General features: G+C 51.7%; 18 protein-coding genes. 8 read left to right on the top strand and 10 right to left on the bottom strand.

Annotated elements, in window-relative coordinates; genetic code table 11:
- Nucleotides 1–221 precede the first annotated feature (221 nt).
- The 4 genes from ACFIOZ_RS11075 to ACFIOZ_RS11060 all read left to right on the top strand — a co-directional run bounded on the left by ACFIOZ_RS11075 (nucleotide 222) and on the right by ACFIOZ_RS11060 (nucleotide 4,288).
- Nucleotides 222–998: a YiiX/YebB-like N1pC/P60 family cysteine hydrolase gene (locus tag ACFIOZ_RS11075; RefSeq protein WP_386077466.1), complete on the top strand. Its 777-nt coding sequence runs from the start codon at nucleotides 222–224 to the stop codon at nucleotides 996–998.
- Between the two features lie 132 nt (nucleotides 999–1,130).
- Nucleotides 1,131–1,856, top strand: coding sequence for a c-type cytochrome (locus tag ACFIOZ_RS11070; RefSeq protein ID WP_386077463.1), 726 nt, complete (start codon nucleotides 1,131–1,133; stop codon nucleotides 1,854–1,856).
- 570 nt (nucleotides 1,857–2,426) lie between these two features.
- Entirely contained in the window at nucleotides 2,427–3,218 is a 792-nt protein-coding gene (lgt, locus tag ACFIOZ_RS11065) for a prolipoprotein diacylglyceryl transferase (RefSeq protein WP_386077460.1), read from the top strand.
- Nucleotides 3,218–4,288, top strand: a complete 1,071-nt coding sequence (locus tag ACFIOZ_RS11060) for a L,D-transpeptidase family protein (protein ID WP_386084058.1) — start codon at nucleotides 3,218–3,220, stop codon at nucleotides 4,286–4,288. The genes lgt and ACFIOZ_RS11060 overlap by 1 nt, the downstream gene beginning before the upstream one ends.
- Nucleotides 4,289–4,383: 95 nt before the next feature.
- Here the strand turns inward: ACFIOZ_RS11060 and ACFIOZ_RS11055 are convergent, their stop codons facing one another.
- Entirely contained in the window at nucleotides 4,384–4,848 is a 465-nt protein-coding gene (locus tag ACFIOZ_RS11055; protein WP_386077457.1) for a DoxX family membrane protein, read from the bottom strand.
- Nucleotides 4,849–5,258: 410 nt separating this feature from the next.
- Here ACFIOZ_RS11055 and ACFIOZ_RS11050 point away from each other — a divergent pair, with 410 nt between their 5' ends.
- Nucleotides 5,259–6,380 (top strand): methyl-accepting chemotaxis protein, encoded by a 1,122-nt coding sequence (locus ACFIOZ_RS11050; RefSeq protein WP_386077454.1) that lies wholly within the window; start codon nucleotides 5,259–5,261, stop codon nucleotides 6,378–6,380.
- Nucleotides 6,381–6,506: 126 nt separating this feature from the next.
- Here the strand turns inward: ACFIOZ_RS11050 and merA are convergent, their stop codons facing one another.
- The 4 genes from merA to merT are packed head-to-tail and all read right to left on the bottom strand — an operon-like array spanning nucleotide 6,507 to nucleotide 8,851.
- Complete coding sequence (gene merA, locus ACFIOZ_RS11045) at nucleotides 6,507–7,913, bottom strand: mercury(II) reductase (protein ID WP_386077452.1); 1,407 nt, start codon at nucleotides 7,911–7,913, stop codon at nucleotides 6,507–6,509.
- The gene (gene merF, locus ACFIOZ_RS11040) at nucleotides 7,906–8,163 is read right to left on the bottom strand and encodes a mercury resistance system transport protein MerF (RefSeq protein WP_342583536.1); all 258 of its coding nucleotides are present in this window, start codon (nucleotides 8,161–8,163) and stop codon (nucleotides 7,906–7,908) included. Before merF ends, merA begins: the two co-directional genes overlap by 8 nt.
- 2 nt (nucleotides 8,164–8,165) lie before the next feature.
- Nucleotides 8,166–8,462, bottom strand: coding sequence for a mercury resistance system periplasmic binding protein MerP (gene merP / locus ACFIOZ_RS11035; RefSeq protein WP_386077448.1), 297 nt, complete (start codon nucleotides 8,460–8,462; stop codon nucleotides 8,166–8,168).
- A 14-nt stretch (nucleotides 8,463–8,476) separates the two neighbouring features.
- The gene (merT, locus tag ACFIOZ_RS11030; protein ID WP_386077445.1) at nucleotides 8,477–8,851 is read right to left on the bottom strand and encodes a mercuric ion transporter MerT; all 375 of its coding nucleotides are present in this window, start codon (nucleotides 8,849–8,851) and stop codon (nucleotides 8,477–8,479) included.
- Between the two features lie 73 nt (nucleotides 8,852–8,924).
- Here merT and merR point away from each other — a divergent pair, with 73 nt between their 5' ends.
- Complete coding sequence (gene merR / locus ACFIOZ_RS11025) at nucleotides 8,925–9,356, top strand: Hg(II)-responsive transcriptional regulator (RefSeq protein WP_386077442.1); 432 nt, start codon at nucleotides 8,925–8,927, stop codon at nucleotides 9,354–9,356.
- 152 nt (nucleotides 9,357–9,508) lie between these two features.
- On the opposite strand, the gene ACFIOZ_RS11020 is transcribed toward merR, so the two are convergent.
- Nucleotides 9,509–10,429 carry an AraC family transcriptional regulator gene (locus ACFIOZ_RS11020; RefSeq protein ID WP_342583532.1) on the bottom strand — a complete coding sequence of 307 codons (921 nt, stop codon included), beginning with the start codon at nucleotides 10,427–10,429 and terminating at the stop codon, nucleotides 9,509–9,511.
- A gap of 236 nt (nucleotides 10,430–10,665) precedes the next feature.
- Here ACFIOZ_RS11020 and ACFIOZ_RS11015 point away from each other — a divergent pair, with 236 nt between their 5' ends.
- Entirely contained in the window at nucleotides 10,666–11,376 is a 711-nt protein-coding gene (locus ACFIOZ_RS11015; RefSeq protein WP_386083964.1) for a cysteine hydrolase family protein, read from the top strand.
- A gap of 422 nt (nucleotides 11,377–11,798) precedes the next feature.
- Nucleotides 11,799–12,494, top strand: a complete 696-nt coding sequence (locus ACFIOZ_RS11010) for a haloacid dehalogenase type II (protein WP_386083962.1) — start codon at nucleotides 11,799–11,801, stop codon at nucleotides 12,492–12,494.
- Nucleotides 12,495–12,830: 336 nt separating this feature from the next.
- On the opposite strand, the gene ACFIOZ_RS11005 is transcribed toward ACFIOZ_RS11010, so the two are convergent.
- From ACFIOZ_RS11005 to ACFIOZ_RS10990, 4 genes are all read right to left on the bottom strand, one after another.
- Nucleotides 12,831–13,349, bottom strand: a complete 519-nt coding sequence (locus ACFIOZ_RS11005) for a peroxiredoxin-like family protein (protein WP_386083960.1) — start codon at nucleotides 13,347–13,349, stop codon at nucleotides 12,831–12,833.
- Between the two features lie 133 nt (nucleotides 13,350–13,482).
- Nucleotides 13,483–14,925 (bottom strand): dihydrolipoyl dehydrogenase, encoded by a 1,443-nt coding sequence (locus tag ACFIOZ_RS11000; protein ID WP_386083958.1) that lies wholly within the window; start codon nucleotides 14,923–14,925, stop codon nucleotides 13,483–13,485.
- 169 nt (nucleotides 14,926–15,094) lie between these two features.
- Entirely contained in the window at nucleotides 15,095–15,607 is a 513-nt protein-coding gene (locus ACFIOZ_RS10995) for a DUF302 domain-containing protein (protein ID WP_386083956.1), read from the bottom strand.
- Nucleotides 15,608–15,635: 28 nt separating this feature from the next.
- The gene (locus ACFIOZ_RS10990) at nucleotides 15,636–16,193 is read right to left on the bottom strand and encodes a hypothetical protein (protein WP_386083954.1); all 558 of its coding nucleotides are present in this window, start codon (nucleotides 16,191–16,193) and stop codon (nucleotides 15,636–15,638) included.
- Nucleotides 16,194–16,263 lie beyond the last annotated feature (70 nt).

Below are 16,263 nucleotides of genomic sequence, written 5' to 3'. Positions count from 1 at the left end.
AAGATCGGCTATGCTGAGTTGTTAACTCGCCTAAATGATTATGGAACAATCGGTTCATAATTGGCAATGGGAATGCTCAAAAAAGCCGAAATTAGATATTTAGCGTCTGCTCAATGTAACGAAGGGTTGTTGCCGAGCATTTTGATTAATTCAGCGCACTGTAAAGATTGTGCTCTCTTAAGCACTAACCATCACGAGCATTGGGTAGAACGGTGGTGGACATGAAAAGCGTGCTACAGAGAATGGGCTACATGATGAGTTGTTGGTTGTCGTGTCCTCGACATAAACAGGTGAGCGCGGGGCCGACTGAGAACCACATTGCCACGCTTTTAAAGCCAGGTGATGTTTTGTTGGTAGAAGGGTCGTCGCGGTTCAGCGTTGTTATTAAATATTTAACACAGTCGTCATGGTCTCATGCAGCGTTATACGTGGGGAGCGAACATGCCCGATGTATGGGTGCGCAAGGGGAGGAATGTTTTATCGAAGCCGATGTGACAGCGGGAGTTCGCTTGATTGGACTGAGTGAATTTAATGGCTGTCATTTACGAATATGTCGACCTGTTGGTCTACGGGGGAGTGAGGTGGAGGCGTTAATTCAGTTTGCTGGTAGCCGTCTTGGGTACCGGTATGACTTACACAACATCATTGATTTAGCGCGCTATTTTTTACCTTTACCTCCCGTTCCACAGCGCTGGCGTAGGTACTTTTTAACGCTAGGAAGCGGTGATCCCACGCGAGCCATTTGCTCGACACTTATTGCCCAAGCCTTCCAATCAATCTATTACCCTATTTTGCCTATTATGAATAATACCTCAGCTGCTGATGCTGATGTGGCAGGAACAAATCAGCTTCTGCTAACCCAGCGTCACTATTCGTTATTTACTCCGCGAGACTTTGATTTATCGCCTTACTTCGAAATCGTGAAACCGAGATTGATAAATGGGTTCGATGCCCATCAGCTTCACTGGCGGAAACCGAGTGATTCATCCTTAACTTAATCAGAGCGTGTAAGGAAGCTGTGCGCTCGTTCACTTACTCATGTCATAACTAACAACAACCAAGCAAGTGTTGGGCTGAGGCCGCTAAGTCGTGTCTCTTCACAACAAGGCTGACTTCGAGAGATGAACATCATGTCGCTAACTAAACAAAAACGCATTGATTTGCTTAAGAAACTTCGTCGCCAGGTACGTTACACCGCACCTGTCTTGGTGCTGGTGGCAGGCGGCGTTGCACTGGGCGTTTCGGCCAATGAGCAGAACGTATTTGCCAACGACCAATCCGCTCCAAGTGGACTCATGCTGGCAAGTAATCACGCAGAGGCAGAGGCGCAACCTGAAGCCGAGGCTGGTGCTGAGGGCGAAGCAGAGGCAGAAGGCGAAGGTGAGGCAGAAGGCGAGGGCGAAGCGGAAGGAGAGGCTCAAGCTGAGGGTGCAGCAGGAGGAGGTGTGCAGCCTAATGAGCGTACACAGGCAGTGTCCCGGCCCGAAGGTTATGTACCCGGCTACGATGAAAACGGCAATAACCCCAAAACACTCATTGAGCGCGGTGAAGCCCTGTTCAACGACACCTCGCTGAGTACAAATGGCCTCTCCTGCGCCAGCTGTCATGGCAGTGATGGCCAACAAGGCTATCAGGCAACGTTCAATCAGCCGTACCCTCATCCGGTTGCCATGGGCACCAATATGTTTGGCATGGAAACCGTCCATGCCGACGAAATGGTGCAACTCTGCATGGTGGCACCCATGGCGGCTGAACCGCTGGATTGGGAGTCTGAGGATTTAGCAGCCCTGGCGGCGTATGTGGTTAATGCCCGTCAGCGCTTCGCTGGTGAGGCGGATGGTCACTGTAATCTGTAGATCAGCATGGCTTAGAAAAGCAGGGCGGCTTTTAGCATTGAGCTGAAAGCTGCTTTTTGGACTGATTGTTCTTTTTGTGGTAAAACGCTTCCGCTGACTGATAAATGAAAAGGATCCTGAATGTTTGCTGACACGGCGAAAAATGCATAGCGTGATTGCCAAGCAATTGACCATCATGATGCTGGTGGTTTTGGTAACGCTTTCAGGTGCTGGCTTTAGCAGCACTGTAAAAGGGAGCTGTCTAGTTGATGCGCCTGTCTCAGCGCCTGTTAACACGGATAGCCATTGCTACTCGCCCTCGTTGCTAGAGCAAGCTGCAGAGCATGCGGATGCTTCCTGCTCTCCCTACGCGCCTGCAAGTGCAAACGCCATCTCAGGGACTATTTTGACGCCTTCTCCGCAGTGGTTGATGAAGGTGCCTTTTCCCCAATCACATCCTGAGCGTTTAGAAAAACCTCCCCGCATTTCATTGCATTTCTGAACACCTAGACGCGTTTCCATACCGCTTCAGAATCATGAGTGCACCTCATGAGCTGACGGTATGCCGGTAAGACATGAACGGAGAAAACAATGGAATATCATGCGATTGAACCTATTGCCGTGGTGATTGGGCCATTGGTGATTCATTGGTACGGATTAATGTATGTGGTGGGTTTTTTATCCGCCTGGCTGTTGGGGCGTTGGCGTGCTTATACCCTGGGTTTGAATAAAGAAGATATCAGTGACCTTATTTTTTATAGCGCCGTAGGCGTCATTGTTGGCGGTCGGTTGGGCTACGCCATTTTCTATGGCATGGAGCAGTGGTTAAGCAATCCATTGTGGGTCTTTCAGGTCTGGGACGGAGGCATGAGCTTCCACGGTGGTTTGCTAGGCGTTGTCGCTGCAACACTCTTTTTCGCACGTAAAAAGCGTATCGCTTTTATAGATATGGCGGATTTTATTGCTCCTCTAGCCCCTATTGGTTTAGGCGCGGGTCGGTTGGGTAACTTTATTAATCAAGAGCTTCCTGGCCGTATCACCGATGTGCCTTGGGCGTTGATCTTCCCACAGGTAGGGCCTGAACCACGCCATCCCTCTGCGCTATACGAGATGCTGCTAGAAGGGGTGTTGCTGTTTGTGGTGCTTTTTTGGCTGTCACGCCGTCCACGCCAAAGAGGCCTGCTATCGGGGGCTTTCCTATTCGGTTATGGCGTTTTCCGCTTTGTGGTGGAGTTTGTGCGACTGCCAGATGCCCATATTGGGTTCATCGCCTTTGATTGGGTCACCATGGGGCATTTGCTGACACTGCCCATGTTATTTGGTGGCGTTGCATTGATCCTGTGGTCACGTTCCCAGCCTGTTACTAGCGTTAAAGGAGCCTAATAATGAATTTAATGAACCCCACCAGTACGCGCCGCATGTTTTTAAAAAAGAGCGTTCTCGCTGTCTGTAGTATGGCCGCGGTTAGCACGTCGGTATGGCCTTTATTGGTTTATGGCGATGAGCAGGAGGTGCCTGACAACAATCATTACCCTATTCCTGAAAAGGGCAATATGATCGGTCAAGATTACCAGGTAATGGCCAGCCAAGAAGATACGCTTATTGATATCGCTCGTGTGCACAACGTGGGTTATGAAGAAATTCTTTCTGCTAACCCTGAGGTCAGTGTGTGGGTGCCAGGTAAGGGAACGGCCGTTACCATTCCACGGCGCCATATTTTGCCTAACGAAGCGCGTAAGGGGATTGTGATAAACGTCGCTGAGCTGAGGCTATATTACTACCCGGAGGTCAAGCCGGGTGAAACGCCACGGGTTGAAACCTACCCCATTGGGATTGGCCGTGAAGGCTTCAACACGCCACTGGGTATTACCAAAACAACGATTCGTTTAGAAAAACCAGCATGGTATCCGCCACGCTCTATGCGCCAGGAAGCCGCTGAGCGGGGAGACCCTGCGCCGGCGGTGGTGCCTCCCGGTCCGGACAATCCGTTAGGTGAGCATGCGATTTTATTGGATATTCCTGGCTACTTAATTCATGGCACCAATCAGCCCGATGGTATTGGCATGCGCGCTAGCCGGGGCTGCATACGTATGTATCCAGAAGATATTGCCTCCATATTTGATAACGTGCCCAGTGGTACTCAGGTCAACATTATCGACCAGCCCGTTAAAGTGGGCGTTAGTGAAGAGGGCGATGCCTATGTGCAGGTCTTTAAAACAGTTGATAGCGATAAGGTAGGCGCTGACGAGCTGAAAGCGAGGCTGCGTTTGGAGTTGTCGGCGTCTGAGGAGAGTCTCGCAGGGCTGGATGATAACCGTTTGAAGGCGCTATTCGACCAGCCTGATGATCAAATAGTCGCGTTATCTGCACTTACTCAAGCACCGAAGGAGGGTGAAGCGGAAGCAGCGAGCATGGATATTTATCAAATGATAACGCAGATACCTTCAGCTTAAAGCTGTTGCTAATTGTTTGATGCCCCTTAGTGGCTAAAACTAAGCGTAACACCTTCATGACGCAGCCTTGTCATGAAGGTGTACCACATCAATGCTTAATTTGGGTGGGGGTCGCGTGAACACATTTTGCGAGCCTCCCATGCTTTAGGTTTCTTAACTCTAGAAGCGTCAATCGAAAAAGAGTCTTCCCGCTGAAACGCGATTAATAGCAGACTACCCGCAAAGATAATCAGCGAAGGGTAGAACAGCACGTTGGTGCCCTCCAGGTACCAGCCCAGCGGGTCAATGATTGAGGGGAAAACGGCAACAAGAGAGGCCCCGTTAATCGCCACCTGTAGGGGAAGTACCCAGCGGCGCATCAGCCCCACCAGAACCAATAAACCGATCACGATCTGTACCACGCCGAAAAGGTACAGAAGCGCCTCTGCGGACATAAACGAAAGATAGTATTTCTCGCTGATTGCCGCGCTACCTTCTGTGTTGAGGAGCTTGTTGGCGCCCCAGAATAGCATCAGACCCGATAGTGAGATGCGCAGTAACAGCAGCGTTAGTGCCTTCATTCGAATGATCCTTGATTGTTGGTTGCGTTGTTAGCGATGCGCGTTTATGAGCGTCCAGTCCACTGGCAATATGCGCTAACCACTCGTCATCAGGGAGGGCGGCACCTCCCGAGGTAAAGCTTCCCCAGTCGCTGCTGAGCAACACGCACATCCAGCGTGGGTGTGCATAGAAACTCTCTGAGTTGATGACGAGCTTTTGTGGTAGCTGAAACGATTGCCTTACAGTGCAGTCACGATTTTTTGTATTGATGCCTTGTCTAGCCGTTGTGACGCTGTCATTTCCGTGCCGTTGATGCCGGTCACATGCGTTGAAGTTAAAAATAAATACAAAAAATGGTAACCGTCGTAGACTATTTGGAACGATCATTCCAATTTAGGTTTAACGCTTAAAGGCAAAGCAAGGGGAAATTATGTCAACAGCAGACGCACATCGTTCTGAGCATCGCGAAACCCAAAGCGATAGCCATCCACCACTATGGCCACGGGCCTTGAAAACGGCGCTGATCATTGGGCCACTGCTGACCGTGATCAATCAATCTGAGGCGCTGTTGGAATTTAGCGGTTTCAGTTTCTGGCAATTAGCGTTAACCATGTTAGTGCCGTTCTGCGTGTCATGGCTGGGTGCCTCTGGCGCCAAACAGCAATTCGGCCGTACCAGCCAAAGGTACGTTGAACGTTTTGATAACATTGCCGAACTTGCTGACATAATTGGCCATAACGCCTATGCGGTGAATCAGGCCTCTCAAAAGCGCCATGCATTCATTGAGCAGGTACTTTCTCACAGCCGCCAGACGGGAAAAGAGGCCGAGCATCTGCAAGTGACAGCCGAACAGAGCTGTAAAACACTACGCCAGGCTAATCATGACGCCGCCGATGTGAATGCACGCATTCAGCATGTTGCCGATGGCATGTCGGCAGGCCGTGTGCTCACTCAGCAAACGGCTGAAGCGGTGGCCACATTTAGCCAGCAGTTTGACGATATTCAAGGCATGGCGGCTAGCATTCAGCACATAGCCACCCAAACGAACTTGCTGGCAGTCAATGCGCGGGTAGAAGCCGCCAGGGCGGGAGAAGCCGGGCGTGGTTTTGCCGTTGTGGCAATGGAGGTCAATAAGCTCTCAGACAGCGCGGCCAAAGCGGCCAATGATATTCATCATCGGCTGGATGCGCTTTCCGGTACCACGATCGACGTTAAGCAAAAGATGCAGACGCTGCAGTCGCAAATCGAAGCGCTCGAAGCCGAAAGCCAGGCCGGACAGCGCGGCGTAGCGACGGTGGCGACGGCGATTGACCATGCCACCGGCGCCGCCGATGAAGCAGCCGGACATGCGGTTCGTCAAGTGGAGGCGACCCGAGGCGTGATACGTGACCTTGAACAGGTGCTGGAGGACACACAAAAAGCGATCAAGCGCTCAGCCAACAACCACCACCTTGCCCTGGAGCTCAAGCGCGTCGCTAGCCCAGTCATGCCATCCCTGCCCGAATCAGCCCCTGCGCTTCGAGCATCGGGAGTCCAAAATGGCGTGGTGTAACTGGCTCACAACCTCTTTCGGAAAATGGTCAGCTGCTCCCAATCGGTTTAAAGCGTTATCATCAGCGGCATCTATTGAATAAATAAGTTACCTTCGCTCTTGCGATATGTACAGCCGATGCTTTGTTCATCCCGCACAGCAAGACAACTGCTTCACATCCTTGGTGAAGGTTTGGGCACACAGCTTGAGGCCTTCCACCATGGTCAGGTAGGGGAACAGTTCATTACCGATGTCCTCTACTGTCATACGAGCCCTTAGCGCCATCACCGCCGTCTGGATCAGCTCGCCGGCTTCTGCCGTGACAGCCTGCACACCCAGCAGGCGCCCGGAATCGCGCTCGGCGACCATCTTGATAAATCCATGGGTGTCGAAGTTGACCAACGCACGGGGCACGTTCTCAAGTTCCAGCACACGGGTATCCACGTTGAAGCCTTGCTTTAGAGCCTCGGCTTCCGTCAGACCCACCGTGGCAACCTGAGGATCAGTAAACATCACCCCCGGCATGGCGCTGAGGTCCAGGGTGGCTTTGCCTCCCGTCATATTAACGGCGGCCCGACTGCCCCCGGCAGCGGCGACATAGACAAACTGCGGCTGATCGGTGCAGTCACCGGCGGCATAGACACCGGGGACCGTGGTTTGCAGCTGCTCATCCACCTGAATCGCGCCATTGGAGGTTTCCACGCCGATGCCCTCCAGGTTCAGGGCTTCGGTATTGGGCGTCCGGCCGGTTGCTACCAGCAGTTGATCTGCTCGCAAGGTGCCAGCATTGGTGTCCATGATAAATTCATTGTCGGCATAGTCCACGCGGCTGGCCTGGGTCTGCCGGAGTACCTCGATGCCCTCGCGCCTGAACGCTGCCTCTATGGCGTCACCAATGGCGGGGTCTTCACTGGACAACAATCGGCTGCGGGCCAATACAGTGACCTCGCTGCCCAGCCTAGCGAAGGCCTGGGCTAACTCTAGTGCAACGAAACCAGCACCGATCACAATCAGCCGCTCGGGAATGGTATCTAGTGCCAGCGCACTGGTGGAGGTGAGATAGGGCGTCTCAGCGAGCCCTGGCACCGGTGGCTTGGCGGGGCGAGCGCCGGTGCCGATAAAGGCGCGATCGAAGCTAACCGTCTGTTCGCCGCCCTCGTTCAACTTGACCACCAGATTATTGGCATCGACAAAGTGGGCCTCACCGTTCAGCACCGTGATGGCTGATTGGTCGCGCAGTATGCTTTCGTATTTGGAATCACGTAGTTCCTCGACACGCGCCTGCTGTTGCTGAAGTAGCTTCGCCCGGTCTACCTTCGGTGCCTGCGCGCTTACCCCCTCGTCAGAGGGGCTTTCCTTGCGCAGGTGTGCGATATGGGCAGCGCGAATCATGATCTTTGAGGGCACACAGCCGATATTGACGCAGGTGCCGCCGATGGTGCCGCGCTCGATCAGGGTGATACGGGCGCCGCGCTCGACCGCCTTCAGGGCAGCCGCCATGGCCGCGCCGCCGCTGCCGATCACTGCGATATGTAGGTTGTTGTCGTTACTCATTTGGGGAACTCCTTGAATCTGTCGAGGCTTTTTCACAGTAGGCGTCGTATTGCTTTTTGCGCCATACCGCATAGACGGTCAGACCGATGAATAAGGCCAGCGCGGGGAGCAACACGTAATCGAGATACCCCGTCAGAGCTGCCAGGCCTACAGTGCCCAGCAGGATCACCAGGATTGGGGTGAAGCAGCACAACGCCACCAGGACGGTGCCAATCACGCTCGCACGCAGCAGGGTCTTTGGGTTCTTCATGGTTATTCCCGTTCAGCTTCCGAGGGCTTCAGTGTGGATGGATAGCCGGCATCGCCCGTGGCCTGGTTTAAGGTTTCGACGGAAGTTAGGTTATCGTCGAAGGTGACCACGGCTTCTCGATCCGGATAGCTCACGTCGACTTGTGAAACACCGTCTACCTTATTTAAAGCCAACTTGACGGTGATCGGGCAAGCAGCGCAATTCATGCTCGGTACCGCGAGTGTCACGGTTTGAATAGCGGCCAGGACGGGCAGGCTGAGCAGGGTGATGAGCAACGTCAGGACAAAGCGCATTTTCATTGGAAAATCTCCTTTCAGTAGAACAGTGGCAAAACATAAGGGAACACTAGAGCGACCAGTACCAGTACCAGTACCAGTACCAGTACCAGTACCGATACCCCCCAGAAGATTACCTTGTAGGTCGTTCGCACCTGGGGTACGGCACACATTTCTCCCGGCTGGCACTGATCCACTGGCCGAAAGATTCGACGCCAGGCGAAGAACATGGCCACCAATGCCACACCGATGAAAATCGGGCGATAGGGTTCGAGATCCTTCAGGTTACCGATCCAGGCACCGGAAACCCCCAGCGTGATCAGTACCAGGGGTCCAAGACAGCAGGCGGAGGCGAGAAGCGCCGCGATCCCTCCGGCCGCCAGGGGGCCACGCCCCGATTTGGAATTCGACATAACGCTTACACCTTTCGTGACTTTGATCGTTGAGATAAGGTTACGTCCGTAGTCAGCTACGGAGTCAAGGCGTATGTCGGATAAAGCGAATGCAATCACCATCGGTGGCCTGGCGAAGGCGGCCAAGGTTCATGTCGAGACGATCCGCTATTACCAGCGGCGAGGATTATTACCGGAACCCCAACGTCCTCCGGGTGGTATTCGACGCTATGGTGATGCCGACATCGACCGATTGACGTTCGTGAAAACTGCGCAGCAGCTGGGTTTCAGTCTCGACGAGATCAGCGACCTGCTTCGGCTTGAGGACGGCACCCACTGCCAGGAAGCCAGTACTCTGGCTGAGCACAAATTGCGGGACGTGCGTGAAAAAATTGAAAGGCTGGAGAAAATCGAGAATGCGCTTGGGAAAATGGTCGACCGATGCCACGCCCAACAAGGCAATATCAGCTGCCCGCTCATTGAGTCCTTACACGAAGGAGTTAGCACGGCAGAAGATGCACGCTAGTTTCCATCAAAAAACATCTGCGATGCGTGCCTTTGCGTGTCGTGAGTTCAAGTGGAAAGAGGCTTAATTTTCTCTTAGATCCACAATAAACCCTAATTCTCATATTCATATGAGGAAGGCGCTTAAGTGCATGTCCACTCAAACGAGCAGCTTTAGATCGATTGATTGTGACGCTCAGGAGGACGAAGCTTTTTGCGATAGGTTTCTGGATCATCGCCAAATTTTGTTTTAAAAGCAGCGCTGAATTGACTACGGCTCAGATAGCCGCAGCGCTCGGCAATGCGTTGTGTTGGTAATGAGGTGGTGTTTAAAAGACGTGCAGCGTAACGAAGACGTAGTTCGATTGAAAATCGCTGTGGCGGCATCCCAAAAGCACGTTTAAAACGCTCAATAAAGACAGTGCGACTCATATGGCAACGCTCAGCGAGTTGATCAATATTCAATCGTTGACCCCTATATTGTGTCATTGCCTCAATAGCATTATGTAGTTCCGGCGCTTCCAAGGTTAATAGCCATGGATGTTGAGGTGCATTTGCTTGAATTTCACGCAGCAGCCAAATAAAACATTGTTTCATCAATGCTTCCAGCATGGCGGTGGTGCCAAGCTTTGGAGATTCTAATTCATGAAATAATTGGTGAAAAAGATGCTGGATATGAGCATTAGAGTTTTCAAGGCGTACCGGAGCGTGCAAACGATCAAACGGAGAACCGCCGGTCAGTGAATCGACTTCCAGCAAGCCACACAAAATGAGGACGCCTGGCAATGTGGTATCGGTATGGGTACGCATCCAAGGGGGTGACTGCCCAACGGGTATACATTGATTAACGCCAAACGGCTCCCCCGTAACCTCGTCGATGGTGAGGGCATAGTGGGGCGGGCATATGACTAAGCTACCGGCGTTTAAAATCGTTCGTTGATGATTTTGGCCCACCATACTGCCGTTTCCACGCAATATATAATGAAGCGATACCGTTCCTAGTGGGGGAGTCTGTAGCGGCCAGCCACGTCGAATGTCGCATACGGCAAACGAGGTGACATTGATCAACATATCTTTAAGCGTATTTTCAAGCATACCTGTCACCCATTATCCGAACGATATGGCACCTTTCTAGGACTTTTATCGTTGTGGTTGCGTCTAGGCTAATCAGGGTCAGACACTCCAAGAGGATTTACCTTATGTGCAACCATCATAGTGACAATAAGTCGCCAGCCACTCTACATAACGTAGATGAGGGGCGCCGACGTGTATTAGCGGGCGGCCTTGCTGGTATTACAGCGGCAACAATTGGTGGCTTTTCCAGCTCTGCTATGGCGCAAGGCGCAACTACAGACCCTTATGCTCCGCCAACAGAAGGTGCCTTACCCGACACAGGCTTCCAACTGGATCTTAGTCGTGCAGCGCTAGTCGTTACCGATCCCCAAGTCGATTTTCTAAGCCCAGATGGCGTTACTTGGCAGGTAGTTGGGGAAAGCGTACAGGAACACAATACGGTAGAAAACATTCGCCGCTTATTTGAAGCCGCTAAACAGCGAGGGATAACGGTAGCGGTGTCACCGCACTATTATTACCCGCACGACCACCAGTGGACGTTTGGCGGCCCGTTAGAAAAAATGATGCATGGCATCGGCATGTTTGATCGTGAAAATCCGCTCGCCGCTTTACCACGTAATACCGGTGCTGATTTTATGCCGCAATATAAAGCATATATTGAAGATGGTGAGACAATTATTACGTCTCCGCATAAAATTTACGGCCCTGAACACAACGATTTGGCACTTCAACTGCGTAAACGTCGCATTGATCAAGTTATCTTGGCTGGCATGTCCGCAAATTTATGCGTCGAATCTCACTTGCGAGAACTATTAGAGCAGGGGTTTGAAGTGGTTGTGGTACGCGACGCTACTGCCGCAGCAAAACTACCAGAGGGCGATGGCTATTTAGCGGCCTTAACTAATTTTAGGTTTATTGCTAACGCGCTTTGGAGTACAGATGAAACGGTCGCCAAACTACAGGGGTGAGAAAACCCTGGGCGGCTAACGTCATTGCCCGGCCCAATAGCTGCTCCAGAGTGCTGGTTTATCCACTCTCTGGAGCATGCGCATTACACGTGATTGCTATCTTCAAATCCCTTTTGTCATTTCAATAATTTATGTAAATGGCACAGAAACCAACCAGCTTTCGATATGCTGTCAGCTCTTAAGGCATTGCGAGAGGGTAAGAATCGACGGGGTTACGGCAAGATTGACTGGCTGACCTTCAGCTTCTATCTCATTGCCAACCCTGATTTACTGGATGCTTTCACCTCGTCGTTCTACTTCAAGAATGGAACGACGGTAGCTTCTACGGATGTGAAGAGCGCGATTATATCGATTTCCCTAGTCTCGCCGACACGTTGGCGTAACATGGGCTTCACTGTCACGAAGGATATAGGTGCGCCCAAATGCCCCAACAAACGCTAAAAGCACAGCCACGTATCATTTTCTTTGATGTCGTTGAAACTGTTTTTTCTCTAGCTCCGCTAGAGGATAAACTGACAGAGTTAAACCTGCCCGCAGGTACGGATCGACTATTTTTCGCACAGTTATTGAGAGATGCTTTTGCTCTCTCGGCCAGCGGGGTCTTCCACCCCTTTCCAGACATAGCCAAAGGGACACTAACGGTTCTGCTGCATAGCCTTGGTCGCGAGGCCGATGAAATCACGTTGAAGGAAATCTTGGGAACTTTCTCCCAGCTCCCTGCCCACAAAGATGTCAAACCCGCGCTAGAAAGGGTGAAGAACTCAGAGTGCCAGGTCGTCCTGCTGACTAATGGCTCCCGCGCCAATACAGAGAAGTTGGTACATGACAACGGCATAGAACATCTGGTTGACGATATTGTATCGGTGGAGGATTTCAGCATCTGGAAACCGCAAACAGAACTTTACCGACTGGCTGCATTTAAACACTCGTGCGCCCCGGAGAATGCTCTGCTGGTAGCTGCCCATGCTTGGGATGTCCACGGCGCGATTCAAGCCGGGTTTCATGGCATTTGGATTCAACGTCAAGAGTCGTTCTATCATCCCTTAATGGGTAACCCTGATGGGCAGGTTACTAGCTTGGTCGATGCGGTGGATCTAGCAATTCATCGGTTGGGGTGAGCATGCAGCCGGTGAAACTCGGCCCATAGTAACGGCTGAAATGCCACTCACAACGTTGCGCGTGATCTTAAGGGAGAGGAAACAGAACGCGGTTGAGCTCAGCAATGCCGGATCAGAACAAGCGATCTTATCAGCGAGCGCGCCGACCTATTAGTAGTAGTCGCTTTTCATTTACTGTTCAAAGTCCGACAGGCAGGTATGTATCTCGCCGATCTGTGGGCGTAACATGAGATTTTGGGTTCCGGCCAATTGGTCGGAACCAGATTTATGTCCACAGGAGAAGAAACCAACTTTCTTGCAGCATCGTTTTAACTACCACAACAGGCTTATCGCTAATCAGCCGATACCACGAGGTGGGTAATTCTTGTCCTGGATAGTAGCTATCCCCGTTTTGATCATTTCCAGATTGGGACGACAGAAAGGAGCGCTAGAGATTTCCCCGAAATGCAGTCCGCCATCAGGGCGAATGAAAAATAGTCCCGGTTCAGCAAAAGGTTGATCGGTCTCCGCACTATCCAAGGGGGTAGAGATATACAGTCCTAAATCCCGCGCCTGATCGATACCAAGGCCATAAGCGACTTCGAAATTTAAGCCCAATTCATCGGCGAATTTTTTGGCTTTTTCCTCAGGGTCGGTTGAGACCGCAACGATTTGCACATTCCTATTATCGAAGTCGGCTTTCATATCATTGATCTGGCCGAGGTATTTTTTGCAGATGGGGCAGTGAAGACCCCGGTACATAACCAGCATCTGCCATTGGCCTTGCGGTGGCTGTCCTAGCGTCACCGTCTCACCAGTAACGGTCTTTAAAGCAATAGCCGGAAAGGTTGCGTCGATTTTAGCGTGTGCTGACATCATGTAACTCCTTTTAACGTGTGGCCCCTAACAGATTGTTTGTAAAAGGGGCATTGAGTGGACACCTCAATACGTGGAAGATTCCGGTTCACGTACAGTAGCTATAGTCGATACGTTGCTACTCGTCGAAAGATTAAGTACCAGGCCCGCATTCCAAGCAGGGATCGACGTCGGTGTCGGCCTTTATCATTTTTCCGTACAAGTCTCTTAGCGCAGTACGCACCCCTTCCTCAATCACCGGGTGGTAGAACGGCATCGCCAGCATAGTGGAGACTGTCATGCGTTGCTGAGCGGCCCAGGCCAAGAGGTGGCCAATATGTTCAGCGGCGGGGCCATACATCTCGGCGCCCACGAACACACCGCTATTGCGCTCTGCATAGACTTTTAAGATTCCCCGGTTTTTTCCTAATACTTTGCTACGTCCCTGGTCTTCAAACGAGCTTTTGCCCGCAACATAGTTTTCGCGTTCGGCTGCCGACATGCGACCAACGTCGAGGCCCACGTTGGTTATCTGTGGGTTGCAGAACACCACGGAAATGGGCGCCTTCCTTTCAGCGGAGATCACGTCTGGGTAACGGCCCGCATTGTCCCCGGCGATTCGGCCTTCATGAGCCGCTTCGTGAAGAACGGGTGACTGTTGATTGGCGTCACCTACCAGGAAAACCGGGCTGTTGTCGCACTGGAGTGTCGATGGCTCGTATAGCGGGATCCCGTTGTCATCCAGAATTAGCCCGCTGTTGTGAAGCGCTAGTTCCTTAAGATTAGGCGAACGACCTGTCGCCACCAGAACATAGTCAAATAGCTCCGTCAGCGCGCCCTTGTCGCGATGAACAAAGCTAATGGAAACACCATCTTCAACCGAGGAAACATCGGTTACCTTTGAGCGAGTGTCCAGATAGAACTCCTCGTTAAAACATTGTTCGGCATAATTGCGTATTTCCTTGTCAGTTATGCCGCCCAGAGAACCACTTCGACCAAACATGCGCACGCGAACACCCAGGCGACTCAGCGCCTGTCCCAATTCCAAGCCGACTACGCCGGTTCCAAACACTGCCACCGATTCGGGCAGGTTAGGCAATTCGAACAGGCTGTCATTGACCAGCAGCCGTTTGCCCAACCCCTGAAACATATCAGGAATAGTAGGACTAGACCCGGTGGCAATCACGATGCGATCCGCCTTGATTTCAATTCCTTCACCGACCATCAACCTGCCCGGCGAGATGAAGCGGGCACGACCTACCAGCTTGTGGGCGGAGTGGATAGCGTCAACGGATGCCAGTACCGATTCGACAAATTTATTCCTTTCCTTGCGCACGCGTTCAAGGACTTTCTCGCCATTAACCACGATATTCTCGACCTGAATCCCAAACAGTCCTGTGTTAGCTGCATCATGGGCACTTTCCGCCGCTGCGATCAGCAACTTGCTGGGCATGCAGCCTACCCGGGCGCACGTTGTCCCGTAGTGGCTGCCTTCGATTAGAACCAGATTGTCGGTGTGCTTGCGCGCGGCGTTATAGGCGGCGAGACCCGCTGTACCGGCACCTATAATCGCAACGTCTACTTCTCTTGTAGCCATCTCATCGTCTCCAAATATAACCATTCGATTGGTGTTATTGACTTAACGTTAGGACGTCTGGACAAGTTGAAACGCAAACGTCAAATTATTTCATGCTGACTAAAATCGAGGGAGACCACACCAACCAAGCGAGCCACACCGACTGTTAAGGGGTATACGCGCTGCTACATCAAGGTGACACAGCGCTATCGCCTATTTGTTGAAATAAGGCATCTAAAGCCTGAGCGGTATCGTCTAATTTAGGCGTGCTCTGGTTGATATAAGGAGCAAAAACGTAGCTAGGTATTTTCCATGACAGTGTCGCGCTGTCGGATGAATCTTCAGTAACGTAGAACCGCAGTGGCGCTTCAATCATTGCCGGTACGCTTTCACGGATGATATCTACCGCAAAATCGTTACGAAATACCCCGACGACTCGATTGCCTGGAATGATTTCGCCGCGCTGTGCAGCGGCCTCGGTTGGACCTGCTTCTGTGACAACAACCATCCCAGCGTCTGAAACAGCCTGGTGTAGATCATCGAGCAGCGTCGCGTAGTTTTTCTCTGAAGCAATGATTGTCCAACCCTCTTCTGGCCAATCAATCGGCTCATTCGCGGATGCTTGGGTGATAAACGATCCACTGCCTCCTGCCACCATCAACACTGTAAGGAAATAGCGGGATTGTTTGATAAATGGGTTCATTGCTAGCTCTCCTCGATAAAAAAACGACTTAACGCATGTTTTGTTGCCAAAAGCGCAGCGTGGAGGGATGTACACCAAAATCGCTTGATACGGACATGTTCATTGATTCGCACAACAGCCGGATAAGCGCCATATGATGTACGGTATGGCTCATTAGAAACGCCAGCTCACGACCTAGGCTGGAAGGCAATGTGAGGTTATTGCCCGATGGGTCGACTGAGTAGTTAACCATTATGGTTATATCGGCGGGCTGGTGGGCCAGCGCTTGTAGTTCAGCCCGAAGCTTGTCAACGGCTTGTGTCGCAACGCCGGGATCTTCTTCCAGCGCTGCCTGGCGAGCACGCTGTTCATAATTGATATTACATATTTGGACGCCATCTTTGAGGCCTGCCAGTAGCGTTTGATAATGCTCTAGTACATGGCGTACATGTTTACCCACTGACTGGGTATCAAACAGCTGTTGATACAACGTACAAGGCAGTAGTAAGAGTAAAGCGTTGAGCTGATTAAGTGGATAGATGTTTTCATCCACCAGCTCCTTACTCGTGGCGCATGACTCGGCGGCTTGCAATGAGGTAACTGGCATAACGAAGCTCCTGATACGCTGAGCTGGCGACATCACCAGCTCAGCACAACACAACACAGCGGATTAAGCG

Origin of the sequence: Vreelandella sp. F11, from assembly GCF_042466685.1 — a bacterium.
Lineage (GTDB): Bacteria > Pseudomonadota > Gammaproteobacteria > Pseudomonadales > Halomonadaceae > Vreelandella.
Note: the sequence above shows the minus strand (reverse complement) of the source record. Positions and strands in the feature narration are given on the sequence as shown.